Origin of the sequence: Streptomyces sp. NPDC091281 (assembly GCF_044757425.1) — a bacterium.
Lineage (GTDB): Bacteria > Actinomycetota > Actinomycetes > Streptomycetales > Streptomycetaceae > Streptomyces.
The window spans coordinates 89,215-108,405 of sequence record NZ_JBIVUY010000009.1 but is presented as its reverse complement, the minus strand read 5'-3'; the positions used below and the strand labels follow the sequence as shown (position 1 = coordinate 108,405).

The 19,191-nt window shown below is 74.2% G+C and carries 10 protein-coding genes; 6 read left to right on the top strand and 4 right to left on the bottom strand.

The window, feature by feature from the left end:
* The first annotated feature begins 10 nt into the window (after positions 1 to 10).
* The 5 genes from ACIQPQ_RS23520 (at position 11) to ACIQPQ_RS23500 (ending at position 12,313) form a co-directional block, all read left to right on the top strand.
* Positions 11 to 7,219, top strand: coding sequence for an amino acid adenylation domain-containing protein (locus ACIQPQ_RS23520; protein ID WP_401307169.1), 7,209 nt, complete (start codon positions 11 to 13; stop codon positions 7,217 to 7,219).
* Between the two features lie 143 nt (positions 7,220 to 7,362).
* Positions 7,363 to 8,592 (top strand): isochorismate synthase DhbC, encoded by a 1,230-nt coding sequence (gene dhbC / locus ACIQPQ_RS23515; protein ID WP_401306651.1) that lies wholly within the window; start codon positions 7,363 to 7,365, stop codon positions 8,590 to 8,592.
* Between the two features lie 181 nt (positions 8,593 to 8,773).
* Positions 8,774 to 10,057: a precorrin-6y C5,15-methyltransferase (decarboxylating) subunit CbiE gene (cbiE, locus tag ACIQPQ_RS23510; protein ID WP_401307166.1), complete on the top strand. Its 1,284-nt coding sequence runs from the start codon at positions 8,774 to 8,776 to the stop codon at positions 10,055 to 10,057.
* A 266-nt stretch (positions 10,058 to 10,323) separates the two neighbouring features.
* Positions 10,324 to 11,406 carry a HoxN/HupN/NixA family nickel/cobalt transporter gene (locus ACIQPQ_RS23505; RefSeq protein ID WP_401307163.1) on the top strand — a complete coding sequence of 361 codons (1,083 nt, stop codon included), beginning with the start codon at positions 10,324 to 10,326 and terminating at the stop codon, positions 11,404 to 11,406.
* A gap of 265 nt (positions 11,407 to 11,671) precedes the next feature.
* Positions 11,672 to 12,313 carry a superoxide dismutase gene (locus ACIQPQ_RS23500; RefSeq protein WP_401306648.1) on the top strand — a complete coding sequence of 214 codons (642 nt, stop codon included), beginning with the start codon at positions 11,672 to 11,674 and terminating at the stop codon, positions 12,311 to 12,313.
* A gap of 174 nt (positions 12,314 to 12,487) precedes the next feature.
* On the opposite strand, the gene ACIQPQ_RS23495 is transcribed toward ACIQPQ_RS23500, so the two are convergent.
* Both ACIQPQ_RS23495 and ACIQPQ_RS23490 read right to left on the bottom strand, forming a co-directional pair.
* Complete coding sequence (locus ACIQPQ_RS23495; RefSeq protein ID WP_401306646.1) at positions 12,488 to 12,955, bottom strand: tautomerase family protein; 468 nt, start codon at positions 12,953 to 12,955, stop codon at positions 12,488 to 12,490.
* A 220-nt stretch (positions 12,956 to 13,175) separates the two neighbouring features.
* A complete protein-coding gene (locus tag ACIQPQ_RS23490; RefSeq protein ID WP_401306643.1) occupies positions 13,176 to 13,772 on the bottom strand; it encodes a TetR/AcrR family transcriptional regulator in 597 nt (198 codons plus the stop codon).
* 63 nt (positions 13,773 to 13,835) lie between these two features.
* On the opposite strand from ACIQPQ_RS23490, the gene ACIQPQ_RS23485 reads away from it, so the two are divergent.
* A complete protein-coding gene (locus tag ACIQPQ_RS23485) occupies positions 13,836 to 14,711 on the top strand; it encodes an NAD(P)H-binding protein (RefSeq protein WP_401306640.1) in 876 nt (291 codons plus the stop codon).
* Positions 14,712 to 14,759: 48 nt separating this feature from the next.
* Here ACIQPQ_RS23485 and ACIQPQ_RS23480 read toward each other — a convergent pair whose 3' ends face one another.
* Both ACIQPQ_RS23480 and ACIQPQ_RS23475 read right to left on the bottom strand, forming a co-directional pair.
* On the bottom strand, positions 14,760 to 16,787 hold the full coding sequence (locus ACIQPQ_RS23480) for a beta-galactosidase (RefSeq protein WP_401306637.1): 2,028 nt from the start codon (positions 16,785 to 16,787) through the stop codon (positions 14,760 to 14,762).
* 32 nt (positions 16,788 to 16,819) lie between these two features.
* The gene (locus tag ACIQPQ_RS23475; RefSeq protein WP_401306635.1) at positions 16,820 to 19,069 is read right to left on the bottom strand and encodes an FAD-dependent oxidoreductase; all 2,250 of its coding nucleotides are present in this window, start codon (positions 19,067 to 19,069) and stop codon (positions 16,820 to 16,822) included.
* Between the last annotated feature and the right edge of the window lie 122 nt (positions 19,070 to 19,191).

The following is a 19,191-nucleotide window of genomic DNA, read 5'->3' as shown; positions in this document are numbered from 1 at the left end:
TATCGAGGACATGCTCCCGCTGTCCCCCCTTCAGCAGGGCATGCTGTTCCATTCCGTGTACGACGCCGCCCCGGACGCCGCCGACGTGTACACCGTGCAGGTGACGGTGGCGCTGGCGGGCCCGGTGGACGCGGACCGGCTGGAGCGGGCGGCGGCGGCGCTGCTGCGCCGGCACCCGAACCTGCGGGCCGGGTTCTGGCACGAAGGGGTGCCGCAGCCGGTGCAGTTCGTGCCCGCCGAGGTGCGGATCGCGGTGGAGCGGGCCGAGTTGGGGTCGGCGGCGGTGTCCGCGGACCCGGCGAAGGCGCTGGCCGAGCTGGAACGGGCCGAGCTGGCACGGCGGTTCGAGCTGCACCGGCCGCCGCTGCTTCGGCTGGTGCTGGCCCGGATCGCCGACGACGACCACCGGCTCGTGATCACCGTGCACCACATCCTGGTCGACGGCTGGTCGATGCCGCTGCTCGTGGGCGACCTGCTGGCGCTGTACGGCAGTGACGGCGACGCCTCCGGGCTGCCCGCCGTGCGGCCGTACCGGGACTACCTGAAGTGGCTGAAGCGGCAGGACGCCCCGGCCGCGGAGGCGGCGTGGCGGGAGGCGCTGGGCTCGCTGGAGGAGCCGTCGCTGGTGGCGCCCTCGGACGCGGTGCGCCCCGCGGTGCGGCCCGGCGTGCACGCGCTGGAGCTGTCGGCGGCGGCGACGGCCGCGCTGACGGCCGCCGCGCGGCGGCTCGGCACCACCCCGAGCACCCTGATCCAGGCCGCCTGGGGTCTGCTCGTCGGCCAGTTGACGAACCGCCAGGACGTGGTGTTCGGGCTGACGGTGTCGGGCCGCCCGGACGAGATACCCGGGGTCGAGTCGATGCTCGGCCTGTTCATCACGACCGTGCCGGTGCGGATGACGCTGCGGCACGGGGAGAGCGTCGAGGGGCTGCTGCGGCGGTTCCGGGACGAGCAGAACGCGCTGCTCGCCCACCACCACCTCGGCCTGGGCCCGATCCAGAAGCAGGCGGGCGCGCGCGAGCTGTTCGACACCCTCGTGGTGATCGAGAACTACCCGGTGGACCCGGAGGCCCGGCAGCGGGCCGGTGACGGGCTGCGGGTGGCGGGCGTCGAGGCGCGGGACGCCACGCACTACCCGCTCACCCTCGCGGTGGCGCTGGAGGAGCGGGCGCTGCTGCGCCTGGAGTACCGGCCGGACGTGTTCGACGCCCGCCAGGTCGAGCGGATCGCGGCGCGGCTGACGCTCGCCCTGGAGCGCGTGACCGGTGCGCCGCAGCGGGCGGTGGGCGCGCTGGAGCTGCTGCCCGCGGCGGAGGCGGAGCGGGTCCGCGACAGCTGGCGGGGGCCGGCGCGGGACGTTCCGGCGGGCACGGTCGCGGACCGGTTCGCCGAGCGGGCGGCGCGCACGCCGGACGCGGTGGCGGTGGTGTCGGGCGCGGTGGAGCTGACGTTCGCGGAGCTGGACGAGCGGGCGGCGCGGCTGGCCGGGCTGCTCGCGGCGCGCGGGGTGGGTCCGGAGTCGGTGGTGGCGCTGGCGGTGCCGCGCTCGGCCGCGTCGGTGGTGGCGATCCTCGCCGTGCTGAAGGCGGGCGGCGCCTATCTGCCGCTCGACCTGGACTATCCGGCGGACCGGCTGGGCTACATGCTGGCGGACGCCGACCCGGTGTGCGTGCTCACCACCACGCAGGCGGTGGGGCTGCTGCCCGCGTCGGGCGGCCCGCAGCGGCTGCTCCTCGACACCGACGGAACGCTCGCCGAACTGGCCGCCGCCGCACCGGCGTTCACGTCGCCCGAGGTGGCGGCGGAGCACCCGTCGTACGTCATCTACACCTCCGGCTCCACGGGGCGGCCCAAGGGGGTGGTGCTGACCCACGGCGGGCTGTCCAACCTGTACGCGAACCATCTGGACGAGGTGTTCGGGCCGGTGGTCGGCGCGGCGGGCGGGCGGCGGCTGCGGGCGCTGCACACGGCGTCGTTCAGCTTCGACACGTCCTGGGAGCAGCTGTTCTGGCTGATCGCCGGGCACGAGCTGCACGTCCTCGACGAAGTGGGCCGCCGCGACGCCGAGTTCGTCGTCGGCTACGTACGGCAGCGGCGGGTGGACGCGATGGACGTCACCCCGACCTACGCCCGCCAGCTCCTCGACTGGGGGCTGCTGGACGCCGCGCACCACCGTCCGGCGCTGCTGCTCCTCGGCGGCGAGGCGGTGCCGCAGGCGCTGTGGTCGGAGGTGCGGGCCGCGAGCGGCGTGCTGTCGGTGAACCTGTACGGGCCGACCGAGTACACCGTGGACGCCCTCGCCGCCGACCTCACCACAAGCGCCTCCCCGGTGGTGGGCCGCCCGATCGGCAACACCGGCGCCTACGTGCTGGACGCGGCGCTGCGCCCGGTCCCGGCGGGCACCACGGGTGAGCTGTACCTGTCGGGCCACGGCACGGCACGCGGCTACCTGGGCCGGTACGGACTGACGGCGGAACGATTCGTCGCCGACCCGTACGGCACCCCCGGCACCCGTATGTACCGCACCGGGGACCTGGTGCGGCTGCGGGCCGACGGGGAGCTGGAGTACCTGGGCCGGGCCGACGACCAGGTGAAGCTGCGCGGGTTCCGGATCGAGCTGGGCGAGGTGGAGTCGGCGCTCGCCGCGCTGGACGGGGTCGCCGCGGCGGCCGTCGTGGTCCGCGAGGACACACCCGGCGTCAAGCGCCTGGTCGGCTACGTGACCGGCGCCGCCGACCCGGAGGCGGCCCGCGAGGCGCTGTCGGCGGCGCTGCCCGACTACATGGTGCCCGCCGCCGTGGTGGTCCTGCCGGAGCTGCCGACGACCGTCAACGGCAAGCTGGACCGGGCGGCGCTGCCCGCGCCGGTGCTGGGCGGCTCGGCCGGGTCGCGGGCACCGCGCGACGCCCGCGAGGAGACCGTCTGCCGCGTCTTCGCCGACGTGCTGGGCCTGGCCTCGGCCGGCGTCGACGACGACTTCTTCGCCCTCGGCGGCGACAGCATCGTCTCCATCCAGTTCGTGACGCGCTGCCGCAAGGAGGGCCTGGTCCTCACCCCGCGCGACGTGTTCGAGCAGCGCACCCCGGCCGCGCTGGCCGCCGCCGCCCGCACCACCGAGGAGGCGGCGGCCGGAGTCCTGACCGCCGCGTCGGACGCGCCGCTGGTCGCGCTGGACGAGGCGGGCCGCACCGCCGTCGAGGGCGCCTTCCGGGGCGCCGCCGAGGTGCTGCCGCTGGCCCCGCTCCAGGAGGGCCTGTACTTCCACGCGGTGTACGACGACCGGGCGTTGGACGTCTACCTGATGCAGAACTTCGTGGAGCTGCGGCACGCCGTGGACACCACGGCGCTGCGCGCGGCGTTCGACGGGATGCTGCGCCGCCACCCCAACCTGCGCTCCGGGTTCTGGCACGAGGGTCTTCCCCAACCGGTGCAGGTCGTCCCCGCCGAGTGGGACCTGCCCTGGCACGTGGAGGACCTCACCCACCTGGACGAAGAACAACAACGGGCCGCGCAGCGGGAGTTCTCCCTCACCGACGCCGCGACCCGCTTCGACCTGGCCGCGCCGCCGCTGATGCGGGTGACGCTGCTGAAGTTCGCCGAGGACCGCTGGATGCTCTGTGTGACGCAGCATCACATCCTCACCGACGGCTGGTCGGAGTCGCTGTTCTTCGAGGAACTGTTCGCGCTGTACGGCCGCGGCGGCGACCCCGAGGGCCTGCCCCCGGTGACGCCGTACCGCGACTACCTGCGCTGGCTGGCGGGCACCGACTCCGCCGCCGCGCTGGAGGCCTGGCGGCGGCACCTGTCCGGGCTGGACCAGGCGACCCTGGTGGCGCCCGCCGACCCGACGCGCGGCCCGGTCACCGCCGAGGTCGTCGACCTCGCGCTGGGCGAGGAACTCAGCGACGCGCTGCGGCTGTTCGCGCGCGGCTGCGGGGTCACCCTCAACACCGTGCTGTCGGCGGCGTGGGCGCTGTCGCTGGCGACGCTGACCGGCCGGGACGACGTGGTGTTCGGCGCCACGGTCTCCGGCCGCCCGGCCGACGTGCCCGGCGTCGACCAGATGATCGGCATGTTCATGAACACGCTGCCGTTCCGGGTGACGCTCCGCGCCGGTGAACCGCTGCGCGACCTGCTGGTCCGCGTCCAGCGCGAGCACGCCGACCTGCTGCCCCACCACTACCTGGGCCTGGGCCCGATCCAGCAGGCCAGCGGCGTCGGCACCCTCTTCGACACCCTGTACGTGTTCCGCAACACCCCGCTGGACGACGCCGCCCGCGAGGAGGCCGTCGCCCGCCACGGCATCGGCTGGACGCACAGCGTCGACGGCACCCACTACCCGCTCACCCTCGCGGTGACGCCGGGCGCCTCGCTGGAACTGAGCGTCGCCTACCGGCCCGACCTGTACGACGCGGCGACCGCCGGGACGATCGCGGCCCGGCTGCGGGACCTGGTCGGCCAGTTCGCCGCCGGGGGCGCCACCCCGGTGGGCCGGCTGCGCACCCAGTCCGACACCGAGCGGGCCGCGCTGCTGGAGCTGGGCGACGACCTGGGCCACGAGGTCCCGGACGTGCCGCTGACCGACCTGTTCGCCCGGCAGGCGGCGGCCACCCCGGACGCCACCGCGCTGGTCTTCGAGGACGAACGGCTCAGCTACGCCGACCTGGACGAGCGCGCCAACCGGCTGGCCCGCGCCCTCGTCGCGCGCGGCGCCGGACCGGAGCGCACGGTCGCCCTCGGGCTGCCGCGCTCCGCGGACTTCGTGGTGGCGCTGTTCGCGGTGCTGAAGACGGGCGCCGCCTATCTGCCGCTGGACCTGGACCACCCGGTGGACCGGCTGGCGACGATGGTCGAGGACGCCGCACCGCTGTGCCTGGTGACGTCGACGGCGGTCGCCGGGCGGGTCCCGGAGGTGTCCGGGGTGCCGCACCTGGTGCTGGACGCGCCCGGCACCCGCGCCGACCTCGCGGACCGCTCCGGGGCGCCGGTCGCGGACAGCGAGCTGACCGCGCCGCGCGACGGCCGCCACCCGGCGTACCTGATCTACACCTCGGGTTCGACCGGCCGCCCCAAGGGCGTGGTGGTGCCCTACTCCGGTCTGGTCAACATGCTGTACAACCACCGCGAGCGGATCTTCGACCCGGCGGTGAAGCTGGCGGGCGGACGCCGGATGCGGGTCGCGCACACGGTGTCGTTCGCGTTCGACATGTCGTGGGAGGAGTTCTTCTGGCTCGTCGACGGGCACGAGGTGCACGTCATCGGCGAGGAACTCCGCCTGGACCCGGCCGCGTTGACCGCCCACTACGACCGGGTCGGCATCGACGTCGTCAACGTCACCCCGTCGTACGGCCAGCAGCTGGTCGACGCCGGTCTGCTCGCCGCGGACCGGCACCGGCCGACGCTCGTCCTGCTCGGCGGGGAGGCGGTGCCCGACTCGCTGTGGTCGCTGCTGAAGGACACCGACGGCACCATGGGCTACAACCTTTACGGGCCGACGGAGTACACCATCAACGCCCTCGGCGCGGACGCCGACGCGAGCGTCTCCTCGTGCGTCGGCCGCCCCATCTTCAACACCCGCGCCTATGTCCTCGACAGCGCGCTCAGGCCGGTGCCGCACGGCGTGCCCGGCGAGCTGTACCTGGCGGGCGCGGGCCTGGCCCGCGGCTACCACGGGCGCCCCGGACTGACCTCGGAGCGGTTCGTGGCCGACCCGTTCGGGACGCCCGGCACCCTGATGTACCGCACCGGTGACCTGGTGCGCTGGCGGTCCGACGACCAGATCGACTACCTGGGCCGCACCGACCACCAGGTGAAGATCCGCGGATTCCGCATCGAGCTGGGCGAGATCGAGTCGGCACTCACCGCCGACCCGGGCGTGGCCGCCGCCGCGGTCACCGTGCACACCGGGGCCAACGGCGTGAAGCGCCTGGTCGCCTACACCGTCGCCGCCACCTCCGGCCGCCCCACCGGGGAACCGGACATGACGGACCTCAAGGCCCGACTGACCGCCGTACTGCCCGAGTTCATGGTGCCGTCGGTGTTCGTACCGCTGGACGCGCTGCCGTTGACGGTCAACGGCAAGGTGGACCGGGCCGCGCTGCCCGCGCCCGTCCTCGGCGACACCGGCGGCGGACGCCCCCCGAAGGACGCCCGCGAGGAACTGGTCGCCGGACTCTTCGCCGAGGTCCTCGGCCTGGACCGGGTCGGCGTGGAGGACAACTTCTTCGACCTGGGCGGTCACTCGCTGCTGGCGATGCGACTCGTGGGCCGCCTGCGCGCCGAACTCGGCCTGCCCGTACAGGTCGGCACCGTGATGACCGCGCCGACCCCGGCCGGGGTGGCCGCCGCCATCGGCACCGACGCCCGCCGCGACGCTCTGCGCGTCCTGCTCCCGCTGCGCGAACGGGGCTCCAGGGCACCGCTGTTCTGCTTCCACCCGGCGTCCGGGTTCAGCTGGCAGTACACCGGCCTGCTGCGCCACCTCGACCCCGACCGGCCGGTGTACGGCGTGCAGTCGCCGGGCCTCACGGGGCCGCTCCCGGCGGACGCCGAGGTGCCCGACGTGGCCGCCCTGTGCGAGCGGTACCTCGCCGAGATCCGCGCGGTCCAGCCCGAGGGGCCGTACCACTTCGCGGGCTACTCCTTCGGCGGCACCGTGGCGCACACCCTCGCCGCGCTGCTCCAGGAGCGGGGCGAGGAGGTCGCGTTCCTGGCGCTGCTGGACGCCTACCCGCCGGAGCGCGACGACTGGTCGTACGTAGACGCCCCGGACTGGCGGGAGCGGCTGGAGCGCGAGGAGAGCGGCTTCCTGCTGTCGGTGGCCGGGGTCGACGCGGAGGCCGGGCGCACGGTGGACCGGGCGCAGGCGGTGGCCGCGATCCGCGACAGCCAGGGCCTGCTCGCCGGGTTCGACGAGGAACTGCTGCACGCGATCGTCGACACCAACGTGCACTGCGTGCGGCTGCTGTCCCGCAGCCGCACCCGCCACTACACCGGCGACGTGCTGTTCTTCACCGCCGCCCGCACCACGGCGGCCGAGGACGCGCCCGGCCTGGTGTGGCCGCGGCACATCGACGGCACCCTCACCGAGCACGTCCTGGACCGCGGCCACGAGGACCTGATGGCCCCGGACGCCCTGGACGAGATCGGCCCGCTGCTCGACGCCGCCCTGCGCGCGGTCCCGGACCGGGCCCCCGACCGGGCGGCACGCGACCGCTGACGTACGCCCACCGGGTCCGCGCGCTCCGGCGCGCGGACCCCACCCCCGCACCACCGAGCACCCCCGCACCACCGAGCACCCCCACGCCCCGCCGCACCCTCTCCCCCACCCCACCCTCAGATCGACACCCCAAGGAGCCTCCCGTGCCGACGGTCCGTCAGACAGGCGCAGACACGGTCACGCCCGAAGCGCCCCCAGTCCCGCACGTCCCGGCACCGTTCCCCGTCGGTGCGGCGACGGTCCTCCTCGACGCGTTCCGCGCCGGGGACCGCTTCCTCGCCACCCCGACCCGGACCCTGCTCGCCCACGGCGTCCTCGACGAGGTCCCGCACGGCGACGCGCCCGTCGCCGAACGCGTCGCGGACACCCTGCGCGCGGCCCGCTCCCGCAACCGGGCCGCGCCGCTCGTCGTCGGCGCCATCCCCTTCGACCACGCGGCGCCCGCCGCGCTGGTCGTCCCCGAGACCACCCGCGGCGGTCCGGCGCTCGCCGCCGACCCGCTGGTCGCGCTGCCCGCCCCCGCCCTGGGCCGCCCCGCCGCCTGGACGGCCCGGCCCGAGCCGGAGCCGGAGGTGTACGGCAAGAGCGTCGCCGCCGCCGTGGACCGCATGTGGAAGGGCGAGTTCAGCAAGGTGGTGCTGGCCCGCACCCTGGAGCTGACGTCCTCCACCGAGCTGGACCTCCCCGGCATGCTGCAGCGCCTGGCCCGCACCGACCCCACGGGCTACACCTTCGCGGTGCCGACCGCGCCCGGCCGGACCCTGCTGGGCGCGAGCCCCGAGCTGCTGGTGTCCCGGCACGGCGACCGGGTGGTGTCCAACCCGCTCGCCGGGTCCATCCCGCGCAGCGACGACCTCGCCGAGGACGTACGCCGGGCCGCGGCCCTGCTGGAGTCGGTGAAGGACCTCCACGAGCACGCCGTCGTGGTGGACGCCGTGCACCAGGCGCTGGCGCCGTACTGCGCGACGCTCGACGTCCCGGCCCGCCCGTCGCTGATCCGCACGGCCACCATGTGGCACCTCTCCACCACCATCAGCGGCACCCTCGCCCGCCCCGACGTGTCGGCGCTGGAGATCGCCTGCGCGCTGCACCCCACGCCCGCGGTGTGCGGCACCCCGACCGACGTGGCCCGCCGGGTGATCCGCGAGTCCGAGCCCTTCGACCGCGGCTTCTACACCGGCATGGTCGGCTGGGGCGACGCGGAAGGCAACGGCGAGTGGGTGGTCACCCTGCGCTGCGCCGAGGCCGAGGACCGCCGCCTGCGCCTGTACGCGGGCGCCGGGGTCGTCTCCGCGTCCGAGCCGGAGGCCGAGACCGCCGAGACGGGCGCCAAGTTCCGCACGTTCCTGAACGCGGTGGGCGCGCGGATGTGACGGGCGGGGGGCGGGGCGGATCGCCGGACCGTGCGGACCCGGCACCCGCCCCGCCCCGCCGCCGCCCGCGGGGCCGCTCCCGGCGCCGCCGACGGAACTGCGCAGGCCACGGCCCCGTACAGTGCGTATCCGTCACTCCCCCGGACCCCGAGGTGCCCGAGCCGTGAGCCCCGAAGACGCCCTGAGCCCCGACGACTCCGCCGCGCGCGCCGCGACGGCGGACGCCGCGCCGGGCGCACCCCCGGCGGTCACCGTCGTCGGCATCGGGGCGGACGGCTGGCGGGGCGTGCCCGACGCCTCCCGTGACGCGCTGCGCGCCGCCGACGTCGTCATCGGCGGCCCGCGCCAGCTCGACCTGCTGCCGCCCGACTGCGCCGGGGAGCGCGTCCCCTGGCCCACGCCGCTGCGCCCCGCCGTGCCCCGGCTGCTCGCCGCGCACGCGGGACGCCGCGTCGCCGTCCTGGCCAGCGGCGACCCCATGTACTACGGCATCGGCCGCGCCCTCACCGAGGTCCTGGGCGCCGACGCCGTACGCGTCCTGCCGCACCCCTCCTCCGTCGCGCTCGCCTGCGCCCGCCTGGGCTGGCCCCGCGAGGACGTCGACGTCGTCACCCTGGTCGGGCGCCCCGCCGCCCGGCTCGCCGCCGTCCTGCACGAGGGCCGCCGCCTGCTGGTGCTCAGCGCGGGCGCCGGCACCCCGGCCGAGGTCGCGGCGCTGCTGCGCGACCGCGGGTTCGGGCCCAGCCGGATGCGGGTCCTCGAACAGCTCGGCGGGGACCGGGAGCGGACGGGGGCAGCGGTCACGGCCGACGCCTGGTCCGAGGCGCCGGGCGACCCGCTGAACGTCGTGGCCGTCGAGTGCCTGCGTACGCCCGGCGCGGCCCGGCTGGGCGCGGTGCCGGGGCTGCCGGACCCGGCGTACGAGCACGACGGGCAGCTCACCAAGCGGCATGTGCGGGCCGCGACGCTGGCGGTGCTCGCGCCCACGCCCGGCGAGCTGCTGTGGGACGTCGGCGGCGGCTCCGGGTCGATCGCCGTCGAGTGGATGCGGACACATCCGTCGTGCCGCGCGGTGTGCGTGGAACGCGACCCGGAGCGGGCCGCGCGCATCGGCCGCAACGCGGAGCGGCTCGGCGTGCCGGGCCTGCGGGTGGTGGTCGGCGCCGCCCCGGGGGCGCTGGCCGGGCTGCCGACGCCGGACGCGGTGTTCGTCGGCGGCGGCCTCACCGCGCCCGGCCTCCTCGACACCGTCTGGGACGCCCTTCCGGCGGGCGGCCGGCTGGTCGCGAACACGGTGACCCTGGAGTCCGAGGCGCTGCTCACCGACGCCTACCGCCGCCACGGCGGCGACCTCACCCGGCTGGCGGTGGCGCACGCGGTGCCGGTGGGCGGGTTCACCGGATGGCGGCAGGCGATGCCGGTCACCCAGTGGACGGCGGAGAAGCCGCCCGCGGGCACGGCCTGACCGGGCGTCGCCGCAGCGGCGCGGCCTCGGGGGGCGAGGGCGGAACGGGCGCGGCCTGAGCGGGCGGCCGCCTGCCACCGGGGCCGGGCTTTTCCGGCCGGTGGCCGAATCCTGACCGGGGCTTTGCTGCCGCTTTTTCCTACCTGCACACGATGTGCAGCAGGCTCGGAAGAGTGACCTCCGACAGCACGCAGGACGTGACCGACCCGCCCCGCCCCGCCGACACCACGGACGGCGCTCCCGTACGTCGGGGTCTGCGCTCCGCGCTGACCCGGCGGGAGTGGGTGTCCGTCGGCGGGATGGCGGGGTTCGTCCTGGCGCTGCACGTCGTCGGCTGGTTCACGCTGGTGGCGATCGTCGCCCCCGAGCACTACAGCCTCGGCACGAAGACCTTCGGCGTCGGCATCGGCGTCACCGCCTACACCCTCGGCATGCGGCACGCCTTCGACGCCGACCACATCGCCGCGATCGACAACACCACGCGCAAGCTGATGAACGACGGGCAGCGCCCGCTGTCGGTGGGCTTCTGGTTCTCGCTCGGCCACTCGTCGATCGTCTTCGCGCTGGCGCTGCTGCTCTCGTTCGGCGTGAAGGCGCTGGCGGGCCCGGTGGAGAACGACGACTCCGCGCTGCACGGCGTCACCGGCTGGATCGGCACGACGGTCTCGGGGACCTTCCTGTACGTCATCGCCGCCGTCAACCTGGTCATCCTGGCGGGCATCTGGCGGGTCTTCCGGGAGATGCGCTCGGGCCGCTTCGACGAGGCGGCGCTGGAGGAGCGGCTCGACAAGCGGGGCCTGATGAACCGGGTGCTCGGCCGCCTGACGAAGTCGATCACCAGGCCGTGGCAGATGTACCCGCTCGGCCTGCTGTTCGGCCTCGGCTTCGACACCGCGACGGAGATCGCGCTGCTGGTCCTGGCGGGGTCGGGCGCCGCCTCCGGGCTGCCCTGGTACGCGATCCTGTGCCTGCCGGTGCTGTTCGCGGCGGGCATGTCGCTGCTCGACACGATCGACGGCTCGTTCATGAACTTCGCGTACGGGTGGGCGTTCTCGAAGCCGGTCCGCAAGGTGTACTACAACCTCACCGTCACCGGCCTGTCGGTGGCCGTCGCGCTCCTGATCGGCACGGTCGAACTGCTGGGCCTGGTCGCGGAACGGGCCGGACTGCACGGCGCGTTCTGGGACGGCGTGGCGGGTCTGGACCTCAACATCGTGGGCTACGTGGTGGTCGGCCTGTTCGTCGCGACCTGGGCGGTGGCGCTGCTGGTGTGGCGGCTGGGGCGGATCGAGGAGAAGTGGACGGCGGGCCTGGCCGCGCCCGCCGACGGCGGCCCGGAGACGCGCTGACGACCGCACCCCGAACCCCTTGTTGCGAAATCTGTGCAACAACTTCCGCCTTGCAGGAGCCGGGGGGTTCGAGGACACTTGGCGCGGGTGCGGGGCCCGTCTTGCCTGACACGTCCGATCCGCGGATGCCGCCCCGCACCCGCCGCCCACCACGCCGCGCGCCCGCGACCCGGGTCCTAGGACCAAGGCATGATCGGCGCCGGACCTTTATTGCTGTTAGCGTGCAACTGCACATCAGTGGCAATTACGGCGGAGGACGTTGGACATGGCGGTTTACACGCTCCCGGAGCTTCCCTACGACTACGCGGCGCTCGAACCGGTCATCAACCCGCAGATCATCGAGCTGCATCACGACAAGCACCACGCGGCGTACGTGAAGGGTGCCAACGACACCCTGGAGCAGCTCGCCGAGGCGCGGGACAAGGAGCAGTGGGGCGGGATCAACGGGCTGGAGAAGAACCTGGCGTTCCACCTCTCCGGGCACATCCTGCACAGCATCTACTGGCACAACATGAGCGGTGACGGCGGCGGCGAGCCCCTCGCGGCGGACGGTGTCGGCGACCTCGCGGACGCGCTCACCGAGTCCTTCGGCTCGTTCGCGAACTTCAAGGCGCAGCTCACCAAGGCCGCCGCGACGACCCAGGGTTCCGGCTGGGGCGTCCTGGCCTACGAGCCGCTCAGCGGGCACCTGATCGTCGAGCAGGTCTACGACCACCAGGGCAACGTCGGCCAGGGCTCCACCCCCATCCTGGTCTTCGACGCCTGGGAGCACGCCTTCTACCTCCAGTACAAGAACCAGAAGGTCGACTTCATCGAGGCCATGTGGGCCGTCGTCAACTGGCAGGACGTAGCCCGCCGCTACGAGGCCGCCAAGTCCCGCGCCGACGTCCTGCTCCTCGCCCCCTGAGGAAGCGGACACCGGCCCGGGGCACACCCGGACGCCCTGCCCGTGATCGTCTTCTCACCCGTCACGGCAGGCGGCACGCCGAAGGGGCCTTCGCGCGCAGGTACGGCGCGGGGCCCCTTCGGCATGCCGCGCGGCGAAACCGGCCGACACCGGCCCCCGCCCGGCCCGTACCGGTCAGCCCACCCGCCCCCGGTACTCCTCCAGGTCGGCCGCGAGGTGCGGTGCCGACTCCGCGATGCGGGCGCCGTTCTCCCGCAGCCACGCGGCCTCTTCGCCGACCGGCGGGAAGATCACGCCCGCTTCCATGATCTCCCCCGCGTCGCGTTCGGGGAGGGACACGATGATCTCCGCGGTGGGCTGACCGGTCAGCCGGGTCCAGGCGGCGGCGAGGGAGCGCATCATCTCCTGGCGGGCGGCGAGCGGACGGCTCGCGCGGAGGACGCCCTCGATGAGCGTGGTCCGGGCGTCGACCTCGCCCGCGGTGAAGTGCCGGCCGACGGGGGCGTCGAGGAAGAGGACGTGGACGAAGCCCGCCGGGGCGCCGGTGGCCTCGACGTGAATCCGCGTGATCTCCCGCGCGACGGCCTGCCTGACCTCGTCGTCGACCAGCCCGGCGGGCGCGATGCACTGGTACAGGGGCATGGGTGCACTCCTCTGCTCGATGCCTGGATGCTTTGATGCCTTGATTCGTTGCTGCTTCGACTCACTGCTGCCGCGATGAGGGCCGGACCGCAGGTGAACCTGGCTGCTCGCGGCGCCCTCGGCTCACGTTATAGCATCTGCCATAATCCATATACGGGGTGTACGACGGCCGACCCTCTCAGAGGATCACGGCACCCTCGTCGACCAGGAGCGTTGCCCGTCAGGGCAGTTGTCCGAATGCCAGGTCGGCGTCGGCCACGGCTTCGGGGTGGATGGCGCGGGCCGTGCGGCCGTCGGCGATCCTCTGCCAGTTGGTCCGGGCGAGGACCCGTTGGACGGCGAGGACCTGGGCGGCCAGCAGGCGGGCCCGGACGCCTTCACCGAGGGCGTGCGCCAAGGCCTCCTCGTCGTCCAGTTGGTAGCGCGTGAGCCGTCCCGCGAGGCTGGGCGTGGTGAACACCAGGCGGTGGAACGCCACCACCTCGGGGTGGTCGTTGAGGCCGGTGACGGGGTCGTACCGGTCGAGGCCCGCCCGGAAGTGCCGGTGCAGTGCCGCCACCGGCGCGATGCCGGACGCGCGGCCCTCGACGACGCGGGCCGCCTCGCCCTGATGGTCCGCGAAGCGGTGCAGGACCAGGTCCTCCTTGGTGGGGAAGTAGCGGAAGAGGGTCGGCTTGGAGATCTCGGCCGCCTCGGCTACGTCGTTGACCGAGACGCGGTCGAAGCCGTGCTCCAGGAACAGCGCGACGGCCGCGTCCCCGATGGCGTCGCGCGTGCGCTCCTTCTTGCGGGCCCTCAGTCCCGTCGACTCGCTCATGCGGCCACCGTAACAGTTGTTACCGGGTTGCTTTTTTAACCCGGTAACGTTTCCATGGACGGCATGCATCAGATCGACACTCCTCCCGTGCTCGTCACCGGGGCGACGGGCCGGGTCGGCCGCCTCGTCATCGGCCTGCTCCTCGACGCGGGCGTACCCGTCCGCGCCCTCGTACGCCGCCCCGAGACGGTGACGCTGCCCGCGCAGGTCGAGGTCTTCGCCGGTGACCTCACCGCGCCCGAGTCGCTCGACCCGGCACTGACCGGCGCCGGTGCGGTCTTCCTGGTGTGGACGGCCCCGCCCCCGACCGCCGCGGCCGTCGTCGAGCGGCTGGCGGCCCACGTGCGACGCGTCGTGTTCCTGTCCTCGCCGCACCGGACACCGCATCCCCTCTTCCAGCAGCCCAATCCCCTGGCGGCGCTGCACGCCGAGATCGAGCGGCTCATCGCGGGCGCCGGCCTGCCGTCGACGATCCTGCGGCCCGGCATGTTCGCGTCGAACGCGCTGGCCTGGTGGGCGCCCGCGATCCGGTCCGGCGAAGCCGTCCGGTGGCCCTACGGCGCCGCCGCGTCGGCACCGGTCGACGACCGCGACATCGCGGCCGTAGCGGCGTGGACGCTCCGTCAGGACGCCTACGTCGGCGGGGACCACGTCCTCACGGGCCCGGCGTCGCTGACCCAGGCCGCGCAGGTGGACGTCATCGGTGACGTCCTGGGGCGGCGGATCGCGTACGAGGAGCTGACGCCGGACGAGTTCCGGGGCCTGTCGCAGGGCAAGGCGCCCGGCTCGGCCGTCGACATGCTGCTCGACGCGTGGAGCGCGGCGGTCGGACAGCCCGCGTACGTCAGCACCGCGGTCGCCGACATCCTGGGAAGGGCGCCGCGGTCGTTCCGTCAGTGGGCCGCCGACCACGCCGCCGCGTTCACCGGGGGCGCGTGACCGCGGTGGCTGACCGCCCCCGGCTCCCCTCCCCCGCCGGGCCCTCCGTCAGGCGTCCGGTGGCAGGCGGACCACGCGGACGGTGCCCGCCGGGACGGTGAGGTGGCCGGTGAGCGGGGTGTCCGTGAGCAGTTCGGTGCCGGAGGCGTCCAGCGGCACCGTCGCCTCGGACCCGGTGTGGTTGACGGCGAAGAGGTAGGTGCCGCCGTCCCCGGACCGGCGCACCACCTCGACGTCGCGCGGCAGTGCGGCGGGCCCGGGGACTCCGGCGTCCGCGCGGACCGTCCGCAGCAGGGCGCCGAGGTCCGTCGCGCCGAGCCGGGTGGAGACGTACCAGGCGGTGCCCGCGCCGAGCCGGTTGCGGGTGACGGCCGGGTGTCCCGCGGTGAGCCCGTCGGCGTACGTCCACACGGTCCGGGCCGTGTCCGGTACGACGGCCTCGGTCCACACGTCGGCGGTCCAGGTCGCTCCTCCGGGGCCGTCGAGCCGGACCGTGCGGCCGGGCAGCAGCGGGGAGAACTCCTCGACGGTCAGGCCGAGGACGTCCCGCAGGGCGCCCGGGACGGGACCGGGGTGCACGGCGTCGTGCTCGTCGACGATCCCCGAGAAGTACGACACGACGAGGGTGCCGCCGCCCTCGACGTACCGGCGCAGGTTCCGCCCGCCGGCCTCCGTCATCAGGTACGACGCCGGGACGACGGCCAGCGGGTAGCGCGCCAGGTCCGCCTCCGGGTGGGCGAAGTCCACGGTCAGGTGGCTGTCGTACAGGGCCTCGTAGAAGGCGTCCGCGCGTTCGACGGGGTCGTGGTCGACGGTGGGGTGCCCGCCCAGGCCCTGCGCCCAGGCGGACTGCCAGTCCCAGACGACGGCGGCGTCGGCCTCCGTCCGGGTGCCCGCGATCTCCGCCAACGCCGCGATGTCCGAGCCCAGTCGGACGACCTCGCGCCAGATCCGGGTGGCGGTGCCGCCGTGCGGGAGCATCGCGGAGTGGAACTTCTCCGCGCCCCGCCGCGACTGCCGCCACTGGAAGAACATCGCCCCCTCGGAGCCGCGCGCCACGTGCGCCAGGGAGTTGCGGGCCATCTCCCCCGGCGCCTTCGCCGGATTGCGCGGCTGCCAGTTGACGCCGGAGGTGGAGTGCTCCAGCAGCAGCCAGGGCGCGCCGCCCGCCACGGACCGGGTCAGGTCGGCGGCCATCGCGAGGTTGACGTGGGTGCGGCGGCCGTCGGTGATCAGGTAGTGGTCGTTGGTGACGAGGTCCACCTCGCGGCCCCAGGCCCAGTAGTCGACCGTGTCGCACTGGCTCAGCGCCGTCATGAAGTTGGTGGTGACCGGGACACCGGGCGAGAGCCGGTGCAGGATGTCCCGCTCGCTGACGAAGTTCTCGCGCATCGTCGCGTCGGCGAACCGCCGGTGGTCCAGCGCCTGCGCCGGGTTGACCGCTCCGGGGGTCCGGCGGGGCGGGTCGATCTGCTCGAAGGAGGTGTAGCGCTGGCCCCAGAAAGCCGTCCCCCAGGCCTCGTTGAGAGCGTCGACCGTGCCGTGGGCGGCCTCGGTCCAGCGGCGGAAGTGGGCGGCGCAGGAGTCGCAGTAGCAGGCGGAGACGGGGACGCCGTACTCGTTGTGGACGTGCCACAGCGCCAACGCCGGGTGCGTGCCGTACCGTTCGCCCAGGCGGGTCGTGATGTCCGCGGCAGCCGCCCGGTAGGCGGTGCTGCTGTGGCAGATCGCGCCGCGTGAGCCGAACGCGTACCGCACGCCGTCCGCCGTCACCGGCAGCGCCTCCGGGTGGGCGCGGTAGAACCAGGCGGGCGGCGCGACCGTCGGGGTGGCGAGCGCGACCCGGACGCCGTGCGTGTGCAGGAGGTCCAGCAGGCGGTCCAGCCAGCCGAAGTCGTGGACGCCCGGCTCCGGTTCGAGGAGCGCCCAGGAGAAGACGCCGACGCTGACCATGGTCACCCCGGCCTCCCGCATCAGCCGGACGTCCTCCCGCCAGACCTCCTCCGGCCACTGCTCGGGGTTGTAGTCGCCGCCGAAGGCCAGGCGGGGCAGGGGAGTTCGGGGGTGGGACGGCATCGGGGTCTCCTCGGCGGGCGGGGGCGGCGGGGTCACTCGGCGCCGAAGGCGCGCAGGGCGACGACGGACGCCCAGTGCGAGCCGTTGGTGGCGGTCACCGTCAGCCGCAGGGAGTCGGTGACGACGGGGCGCCCGAGGGGGTGCGTGCGGCGGCGGTGGCGGTTGCCGGTGACGGTCACCAGGGTCTCCCAGCCGGTGTCCGTCAGGGCCTCGATCCGGTAGTCCCGGACGAGTTCGGGGACGACGGGGAAGGGCGTGCGGTGGTGGTGGAGGTTCACCAGGTCGAGGTCGACGTCGTCGTTGAGGATGACGTCCACGGTGTGCAGGGTGCGGGGCCCGTCCCAGTCGAGGCGCAGCCACGGCTCCGGGTCCTCCGCGAGCGGGCGGGAGGACCACAGCCGGGGGCCGTGGTACGGCCGCTGGTACGGGCCGGTGACCTGCTCCGCGCGGTGCGCTCCGCTCTCGCCGCGCATCCGGAACGCCGGTGATTTGCGCCGGAGTTCCTCGGCGGACCAGGCGTTGGACTGGGCGCGGCCGCGGTCGGTGCGCGGGGTGCGGCCGACGAGTCCGAGGACGCCGTAGGGGGCGGGACGGTCGACGACGACGAGGGAGACGTGCGGGGTGGGCCGCAGCACGACCACGACGTTCTCCCCGCCGGGCGCCTTGTGGGTGAAGGGCGCGGTGACCCACTGGCGGCCGACGCGCAGCGGCAGCGGGGCGCGGTCGAGGAGGCGGACCGGGATGTGGTTCTCGCCGCCTTCCGTGGACCAGAGTTCGGCCTCGACGACGGTCGCCTCGGCGGCGTCGAGGAGGAGGTCGACGCCCTCCACGGCGGGCTGGACCGGCAGGAGCAGGCCCGCCGGGTGGTCGGCGAGGGAGTGCGGCCGGGTGGGTTCGTCCGGGGCGGGCTCCACGGCGAGGACGGTGAGTTCGCTGGAGGCGGTGACGGTGGCGGTCCGGGCCAGGTCGGCCGGGTCCCGCCAGGGCACGCCGAGGACCGACGCGTCGTGCCGCAGCAGGAGTTGCTGGAGCCGGTCGAAGTGGTCGGCGGCCAGTTCGCGCGGGGTGAGTCCGTCGCGCGCGCAGAGCCCGGCGGCCGTGCCCGAGGCCTCGCCGGTCACGGCGCAGGTGGCCATGACGCGGGTGGTGCCGAACGCGACGTGGCTGGCGGAGATGTCCCGTCCGGCGAGCAGCAGGTTGCGGGTGTTGCGGGAGTACAGGCTGCGGAACGGGATGTGGTAGAGGCCGGGCGAGAAGAGGTGCCGGGAGCCCTCGGTCTCCGCGTACATGCCGCCGGCCGGGTGGAGGTCGATGGACCAGCCGCCGAAGCCGACGCTGTCGGGGAAGCGGGTCTGCTCCAGGATGTCCCGCTGGGTGAGGACGTGGTCGCCGACGAACCGCCGGTACTCGCGCTTGCCGGGGACCGAACCGACCCATTCCAGGGTGAGGTTGTCCGCGTCGAACTTCCCGGAGTTCTTGATGTGGTCCCAGATGCCGTAGACGACCGCCCAGAGTTCGTCGCGGATCGCCTCGGCGTCGGCGAGGGCGTCGAGTTCGCCGCCGTACTCGATCCACCAGTAGTCGCAGCCGTTGGCGGTGGTGCTGATGGGGCGGTTGCGGACGATGGAGGTGGCGGCGACGTCCTTCGTGATGGACGGCGGCACGAAGCGGACGGGGGCGCCGGTGTCCTTGGTGTAGAAGAACATCGTGCTGCCGAGCATGTCGGAGTCGGCCTGGTCCGGGGCCCATTCCTCACCGAACTCGGCGGCGGCCTCGCGGCCGGTGCGGAACCAGGCGCCCGCGAGCGCGCCGACCAGCCCGTCGCCGGTCGCGTCGACGAAGACGGGGGCGGTGAACCGCAGCACGCGTTCGGTGTCCATCTGCCAGGCGGTGACGGCCCGTACGGTGCGGTCGTCGTCGGGGCCGTCGGCCTCGACCTCGCGGACGTCGGCGTTGAGGTGGAGGCGGATGTTCGGCTCGGCCCGCACCGCGTCGAGGACGACCTGGTCCCACAGGTACGGGTTGCCCTCGGGGTTGCGGTACTGGTTCTCCCGGAACAGCTCCCCCATCACGCCGGTCTCCCGCGCGTACTTCTGCGCGCCGTGCGCGGTCGCCCCGCACACCCAGACCCGGATCTCGCTGCTCGCGTTGCCGCCCAGGACGGGCCGGTTGTTGATGAGCGCGACCCGTGCGCCGGTCCGGGCCGCGCCGATCGCGGCGGCGACGCCCGCCAGTCCGCCGCCGACGACGGTGACATCGGTGTCGACCGATATCCGCTGCATACCAGCTCGCCTTCTCGTTCCGCCGCCATCGGACGATGACCGCTTGAAATAGATTATCAGTGATTACTTTGTTTATTGAGTTGAGAGAAAAAGATTTGCACGCTTGAGGTCGGCGTCTCGCC

What these genes read in the sequence shown, in the direction of transcription:
- ACIQPQ_RS23520 (WP_401307169.1), top strand. Translation starts at nt 11, where the DNA reads ATGCTCCCGCTGTCCCCCCTTCAGCAGGGCATGCTGTTCCATTCCGTG.
- ACIQPQ_RS23500 (WP_401306648.1), top strand. Translation starts at nt 11,672, where the DNA reads ATGGCGGTTTACACGCTCCCGGAGCTTCCCTACGACTACGCGGCGCTC.
- ACIQPQ_RS23495 (WP_401306646.1), bottom strand. Translation starts at nt 12,955, where the DNA reads ATGCCCCTGTACCAGTGCATCGCGCCCGCCGGGCTGGTCGACGACGAG.
- ACIQPQ_RS23490 (WP_401306643.1), bottom strand. Translation starts at nt 13,772, where the DNA reads ATGAGCGAGTCGACGGGACTGAGGGCCCGCAAGAAGGAGCGCACGCGC.
- ACIQPQ_RS23485 (WP_401306640.1), top strand. Translation starts at nt 13,836, where the DNA reads ATGCATCAGATCGACACTCCTCCCGTGCTCGTCACCGGGGCGACGGGC.
- ACIQPQ_RS23480 (WP_401306637.1), bottom strand. Translation starts at nt 16,787, where the DNA reads ATGCCGTCCCACCCCCGAACTCCCCTGCCCCGCCTGGCCTTCGGCGGC.
- ACIQPQ_RS23475 (WP_401306635.1), bottom strand. Translation starts at nt 19,069, where the DNA reads ATGCAGCGGATATCGGTCGACACCGATGTCACCGTCGTCGGCGGCGGA.